This is a genomic window from Pseudoalteromonas sp. TAE56, assembly GCF_000497955.1.
Taxonomy (GTDB): Bacteria; Pseudomonadota; Gammaproteobacteria; order Enterobacterales; family Alteromonadaceae; genus Pseudoalteromonas.
In genome coordinates, this window is sequence record NZ_AUTN01000157.1 from 91,918 (window position 1) to 98,047 (window position 6,130).

Consider the following 6,130-nt stretch of genomic DNA (forward strand, 5'->3'; position numbering starts at 1 on the left):
ACATCATTTATTTGAGGTTAACCATGAGCAGCCTAATCAGAGCCACGTCATTACAAGGTATAGATACGCTAATTAGCGAATTTGGCGGCGATCCGCATGAAATAATGCAAAACTGTAATATTAATAACGTTGACTTTAAAAATCTCGATAACCAATACTTACCTTATCGAGATTACGCTGGGCTATTAGAATACTGTGCTTTTAAGTTCGATTGCTCTAGTTTTGGCCTTAAGCTCGCAAGTAGACAAAATTTTGATATTTTAGGGCATATTGCAATAGCAGCTAAAAGCAGTACTAATTTAGGTGATGCACTTACTTGGGTTATTAAATACCTTCATTTGCACAGCCCTGCACTTAGCTTAAACTCACACCCATTAGAGAATGATAAAAGCGTATTTTTATCATTCGAAATTAATTTAAAACCATTACCGCACATAAGCCAAGTAATTGAGCTCACCATTGGTTTAGCACTGGCTGTTATTAAAAAGCTGAGTAATAACCGCTGCAAACCAATTAATATATTTTTACCAAAAAAATTAAGTACTAATACTCGTGCCTATAACACTTACTTTGGTTGTAACGTTATAGAGCATCGCAACAGCGCTGGTATTGTAATCTCAAAAAGTGATTTAACTCTTGAGCTTGATCACCCTGAACTAAATAAAGTACAAGCAGCGCTAAACTTCTTGGCAAAAAACAAAGAACACACCCAACCATTGCCCAACCAAGTTAGTGCACTAATTAGGCCTATGCTTCCTATTTATCAATGCAGTAACCAAACTATTTCAGCTGCACTGGGTATGCACCCGCGTACTCTGCATCGAGAACTTATCAAACATAATACGAGCTTTGTAAAACTTAAAGATGCCACTCGCCGCGCTTTAGCTGAACACTACTTAGCGCAAAACCAATTTACAATATCGACTATATCTGAGCTTTTAGGGTATCAGGAGCAAGCAACGCTAAGTGTTAATGTAAAACGCTGGTTTGGTTGCTCTCCTAGGGCGTGTCGAACTTTGTGGATTGAAATTTGTTCAATCTAGGGGCGATTTAATCGCGGCGCGAGGTTTGTAACCTAGTGGGCTAAGTAAAAATCGAGCAAAGCTTCCGCGTCCTGCTCACGCCACTTACCTACATCCATGTAGGCAACAAAGAGTCAATCGTCCCTAGAAAGAACCCATAGGGCAGCGCATGTTTGGCCTTTATGCTGCGTTATCGCCTATTTATGGGGAATAACCACACTACATAGGCTCTGCCTTGCCTAAAAACCAAACAGTCTGCTGTAAATTCAACCACCAAAGATCAACACGCCCTAAAGCATATAGAACTAAAAAAATGTTAAACTAAACACTCTTATTATTTTTATTTAAGCTAAGGAGTGAGCATGAACTTTGTTATTGTTGGCACCAATTTTATTAGCGACACACTGTTAGCCGCTGCAAATACGTTAAACGATTTTAATTTATATGGGGTGTGCTCGCGCGCAGTATCAAGCGGTGAAGCGTTTTTAGCAAAACACCCACAAAATACACAAGCAAAAATTTTCACCTCAATCGAGCAAGTTTGCCAAGATCAAAATGTTGATGCTGTCTACATAGCCGCCCCTAACAGCTTACATAAACAATACGCTGTTATGTGCCTAGAAGCAGGTAAACATGCCCTTGGCGAAAAACCATCAGCAGCCAATTCTAAAGAGCTTGCAAGTATTATAGCTACAGCAAAAAAGCATCAGCGCCTATACATGGAAGCCATGATGACCACTCACTTGCCTAACTTTGCAGGCCTGCAAAAGGCAATGGAAAAAATTGGCACACCACGTAAATATATTGGCCAGTACAGTCAATATTCATCGCGTTACGATAAATACAAAAATGGCGAACGTCCAAATACGTTTTTACCCGAGTTTGCTAATGGTGCTTTGGTTGATTTAGGGATTTACCCACTGTATTTATTAATTGCACTTTGGGGAGCGCCGCAAAGCGTGAGTGCCAGTGGCATATTACTTGATACAGGTGTAGATGGTGCGGGCGATGTATTACTAAACTACGCAGATAAACAAGCCGTTATTAGTTACTCCAAAATATCGCAAGGCGACAACATAACCGAAATACAAGGCGAGCTTGGGCGCATACGTATAGAAGCTGTATCGCAACTAAAAAAGATGGAGTTTATTGCTAATAATGGTGACGTAGAGGTTATATCCCAGCCATTTGATGAGCAGTTTATGAAATACGAAGTTGAGCATTTTATGTCATTAGTGAAGCAAAATATTTTTGAGTCACCCGTTAATACACATATTTTAGCCAGTAACGTAATGAGCGTTCTTGATGAAGCGCGCAAACAGCTTGGGGTTGTGTACCCTAACGACTAATTAAATAAAATTATGGGCGTTAACCAACGACAGTTAACGCCCAGAAGAAAGCTTAAATAGCTCTCGTACAACTACACATTTTACAAAACACTTTTAAATAATAGCGATCCCCATCCGTGGGCAATCAAATACTTCTACAACAAACTTAACACTGACAACCTAAACTCAGTTTATTACCAATATTTATTATTCAATAACCTTAAAGCTAACCTAACACATAAAAACATTACCAATCAAGCTGGCCAATTGCATTATTTTGAACTAAATTGGTAATACAAGAATGCAACCATTGGTGTATAGTGGTTTTTAACCATAACATCGCGTTAGAATTTTGACATAATAGTGAATTTTGAGGTAACCTCTGGTATTAACAGTTGGTTTTGACTTTTAGGCCCCAGAGGCCATTATTCCTTAAGGTAATGAAGGTAAAGTATGGGTAATCGTCGCTTATTTTGGCGCATAGTTGATAAAATTGAGTCTTTAATAAATCAAGGCGAATTTTCTGCTGGGAGTCGTTTACCACCTGAACGTGAACTTGCAGAAATGTTTGATGTAAGTCGCCCTACCATTAGAGAAGCTATTATCGCATTAGAAGTACGTGGCCGAGTTGAAGTTAAAACCGGTTCTGGTGTATACGTAGTAGAACAAAAAAATACATCTATAAAATCAAAAGAGATCAGTGCATTTGAACTTACGCAAGCGCGTGCATTAATTGAAGGCGAAATTGCCGCTTTAGCTGCTCAAAGCATTACAGAAGAAGAATTAGAGCAACTAAATAAAACATTAATCGCCATGGAAAAAGGCCTTTATGTTGAGCAAGCTGACCGTGAGTTCCATGAAATAATTTCGCGAGCAACACGCAATAAAGCACTTGAATTTGCAGTATCTAACTTGTGGGATTTACGTTTAACAAACCCACAAATTGTTGCTGACTATAGTAGTGTATGTAAAAACAATAACGAATGCGTTATGGATGAACACACCGCTATTTATACAGCCCTAAAGTCTCATGATGCAAATGCAGCTCGCAGCGCAATGCACAAACATTTTAATCGCTTAATTAATGCTTTATTTGATGCCGTAGAGTCGCGCGCACTTGAAGAAATTAAACGCAAAAATAATGAAAAACGAGGCCTTTACTCTCTTGATGGCTTAGTTAATAAAAGTGCCCATTAGGGCCTTTTAACCAATTGATTAAAGTTAGCAAGCACCTGTTTGCTAACTTTACCTCTTACTTTATTTACCCACCCTATTTAATATTATATTAATTGCGCTGTTTTGGTCGCAAACACTTACCTATAAATTTAAAAAAAGATACTATGCCGCCATTAATATTGGGCGGGTTTAGCTTTTATACTCCCTGCATTACATAACTAATTGATAGAGTTACTCAACTCAAGGATAAAAATGCGAGCATCTTCAAAAAGTTATTTACTGGCTATCGTGTGTGTACTGCTTGCAATGATGACCATTCAAACGGGCGCGTCATTTGCAAAACAGCTTTTTCCTATTGTTGGCCCTGAAGGTACAACTGCCCTTAGGCTTGGTTTTTCTGCCCTAATACTTTGCTTAGTGTTTAAACCTTGGAAACACTTACCTACTACGGGTAATCGTATTCCTATAATTGTGTATGGTTTAAGTTTAGGCGGCATGAACATTTTGTTTTATTACGCCATTGAACGCATTCCACTTGGCATAGGTGTAGCGCTTGAATTTACAGGCCCACTGGCCGTTGCCTTATTTTCATCGCGCCGTAAACGTGATTTATTTTGGGTTGCCTGTGCTATTGCCGGTATTTTGCTTTTACTTCCTGATATGAGCGGCCAAGACAGCCTTGATCCATTGGGTGTTGCACTTGCTTTAGGTGCAGGTGCTTGCTGGGCTGCTTATATATTATTTGGTAAAAAAACGGGCACACAAAGCTCTGGTGGAGCAACTGTCGCATTGGGAATGACCGTTGCCGCTATAGTGCTAGTACCTTATGGCGGTATTTTACAAAGCGCCGCGTTTACATGGGAAATTATCCCATTGGGTATTGGCATTGCTATTTTATCAAGCGCATTGCCTTACACACTTGAAATGGTTGCACTGCGTAACATGCCATCGCAAGGGTTTAGCGTAATGATGAGCTTAGAGCCTGCAATAGCCTCGCTCGCGGGGTTTATTATACTGGGTGAGTTACTTACTTTATGGCAGTGGCTCGCTATTTTACTTGTAATTGTTGCATCTGTTGGTAGCTCGTTTTCAAATGCAAAAAAGCAGGTTGCTTAAGTAAAAACTGTAATCGACTAATCCTAAAAAATAAAGCCACCGCATAAGCAGTGGCTTTTTTGTAGCAACGTAATTAGCTTACCGTCTTAGTTTGCTTTTTAATTGTAAGCAAATAGCCAATCAACGAAATAAGCGGCATCCCCGTAGCAACCAGTGCAATACCTGTCCAACCACCCGCTTCATATAATGGGCTGGCAATAAGCGAGCCTACTGCGCCACCTACAAATATGCTAGTCATGTAAATAGCATTTAAACGCGCACGGCTTTGTGGCTCTAGTGCATACACTGCACGTTGACCCAATACCATATTGGCCTGCACAGCAAAATCAATAAACACACCGGTTAATGCCAATACTATAATTCCGTAAGGTAGCTCAAATAAGCTTGGTAAAAAGCACACTGCTGCAATTACTTTGGCCAGTAACGATACCTGATGTGTATAGCCTTTATCTGCCAAACGCCCAACAATGGGTGCTGCTACAGCACCTGCCGCACCCACTAGTGCAAACAGTGCTATTTCTGATTGAGATAAACCATACTCACGGGCAAGCACAACCGGTACGCTTGTCCAAAATAAGCTGAACGATGCAAACATTAATGCTTGAAAAAGAGATCGTTGGCGCAGCACTGGTTGGCTTATCATTAACTGTTTAAGCGATTTTAATAACTTAAAATACGTTGTTTTATGGGTAGGTTGCCTGCTTGGAATAGCAAAATAAATTACGCCTGCAATAAACACCATACACCCTGCTGCAAAGTAAAATACAGCACGCCAACCAAAGTGATCGGCTATTAAGCTCGATATAGGTCTTGCCAGCAAAATACCTAACAACAGGCCAGCCATAATATTGCCTAAGACTTGCCCGCGTTTTTCGTCAGACGATAAATGTGCAGCAAGCGGAATAAGCACCTGAACAGAAACCGAGCTAATACCTATCATTAAACATAAAATAAGCATTACATTAGGTGAGTCAGCAAGTGCAGTCCCCACTAAGCTTAAAAATGACACACCAAGTGTGATCAACATGAGCTTTTTATTTTCAACTAAGTCAGCTAATGGCACTAAAAAAAACAACCCCAAAGCGTAGCCTATTTGTGTAAGCGATACGATAAGGCTAGCACTGTGCGCACTTAATCCCACCTCTGGGGCGAGTAACTCAATAATAGGTTGAGCGTAGTAAATATTGGCAACAATAAGGCCACAACACAAAGCAATAATAGTAACGAGTGTATTGCTAAGTGGTTGTGGTGAAACGCCTGTTTGAGTCATGTGTGTCTCTACTTTATAAAAATAATAAAACCCAACCCGCAAACGCGGGTTGGGTTTTGCTTAGGGCGTGTTTTATTTAATTGGAGATGGCTGCCCATGTGGGCTTGAGCGTAAATACTGTTTAGGTGCTGTTACTGTAGCGCCAAGCTCTGCAGCTGCATGCCAAGGCCAATGCGGGTTATATAAAATGCCACGCGCAAGTGCTACGCCATCGGCTT

The 6,130-nt window shown here is 40.3% G+C and carries 5 protein-coding genes and 1 pseudogene; 4 read left to right on the forward strand and 2 right to left on the reverse strand.

The genetic code is table 11. From position 1 onward, the window contains the following. The first annotated feature begins 23 nt into the window (after positions 1-23). From L656_RS0120345 to L656_RS0120360, 4 genes are all read left to right on the forward strand, one after another. Positions 24-1,043 carry an AraC family transcriptional regulator gene (locus tag L656_RS0120345; protein ID WP_024600583.1) on the forward strand — a complete coding sequence of 340 codons (1,020 nt, stop codon included), beginning with the start codon at positions 24-26 and terminating at the stop codon, positions 1,041-1,043. A 341-nt stretch (positions 1,044-1,384) separates the two neighbouring features. Further along, positions 1,385-2,371, forward strand: coding sequence for a Gfo/Idh/MocA family protein (locus tag L656_RS0120350; RefSeq protein WP_024600584.1), 987 nt, complete (start codon positions 1,385-1,387; stop codon positions 2,369-2,371). A 432-nt stretch (positions 2,372-2,803) separates the two neighbouring features. After that, entirely contained in the window at positions 2,804-3,547 is a 744-nt protein-coding gene (locus L656_RS0120355) for a FadR/GntR family transcriptional regulator (RefSeq protein ID WP_024600585.1), read from the forward strand. 231 nt (positions 3,548-3,778) lie between these two features. Next, positions 3,779-4,642 (forward strand): EamA family transporter, encoded by an 864-nt coding sequence (locus L656_RS0120360; protein ID WP_024600586.1) that lies wholly within the window; start codon positions 3,779-3,781, stop codon positions 4,640-4,642. 73 nt (positions 4,643-4,715) lie between these two features. On the opposite strand, the gene L656_RS0120365 is transcribed toward L656_RS0120360, so the two are convergent. Together L656_RS0120365 and L656_RS1000000123175 are read right to left on the reverse strand one after the other, a co-directional pair. Continuing rightward, on the reverse strand, positions 4,716-5,912 hold the full coding sequence (locus tag L656_RS0120365; RefSeq protein WP_024600587.1) for an MFS transporter: 1,197 nt from the start codon (positions 5,910-5,912) through the stop codon (positions 4,716-4,718). A gap of 72 nt (positions 5,913-5,984) precedes the next feature. Continuing rightward, positions 5,985-6,130, reverse strand: a pseudogene (locus tag L656_RS1000000123175) (oxidoreductase); the annotation flags it as partial.

Excerpts from the sequence above, each read along its gene's own strand:
- L656_RS0120345 (WP_024600583.1), top strand. The coding sequence starts at position 24 with ATGAGCAGCCTAATCAGAGCCACGTCATTACAAGGTATAGATACGCTA.
- L656_RS0120360 (WP_024600586.1), top strand. The coding sequence starts at position 3,779 with ATGCGAGCATCTTCAAAAAGTTATTTACTGGCTATCGTGTGTGTACTG.
- L656_RS0120365 (WP_024600587.1), bottom strand. The coding sequence starts at position 5,912 with ATGACTCAAACAGGCGTTTCACCACAACCACTTAGCAATACACTCGTT.
- L656_RS0120350 (WP_024600584.1), top strand. The coding sequence starts at position 1,385 with ATGAACTTTGTTATTGTTGGCACCAATTTTATTAGCGACACACTGTTA.
- L656_RS0120355 (WP_024600585.1), top strand. The coding sequence starts at position 2,804 with ATGGGTAATCGTCGCTTATTTTGGCGCATAGTTGATAAAATTGAGTCT.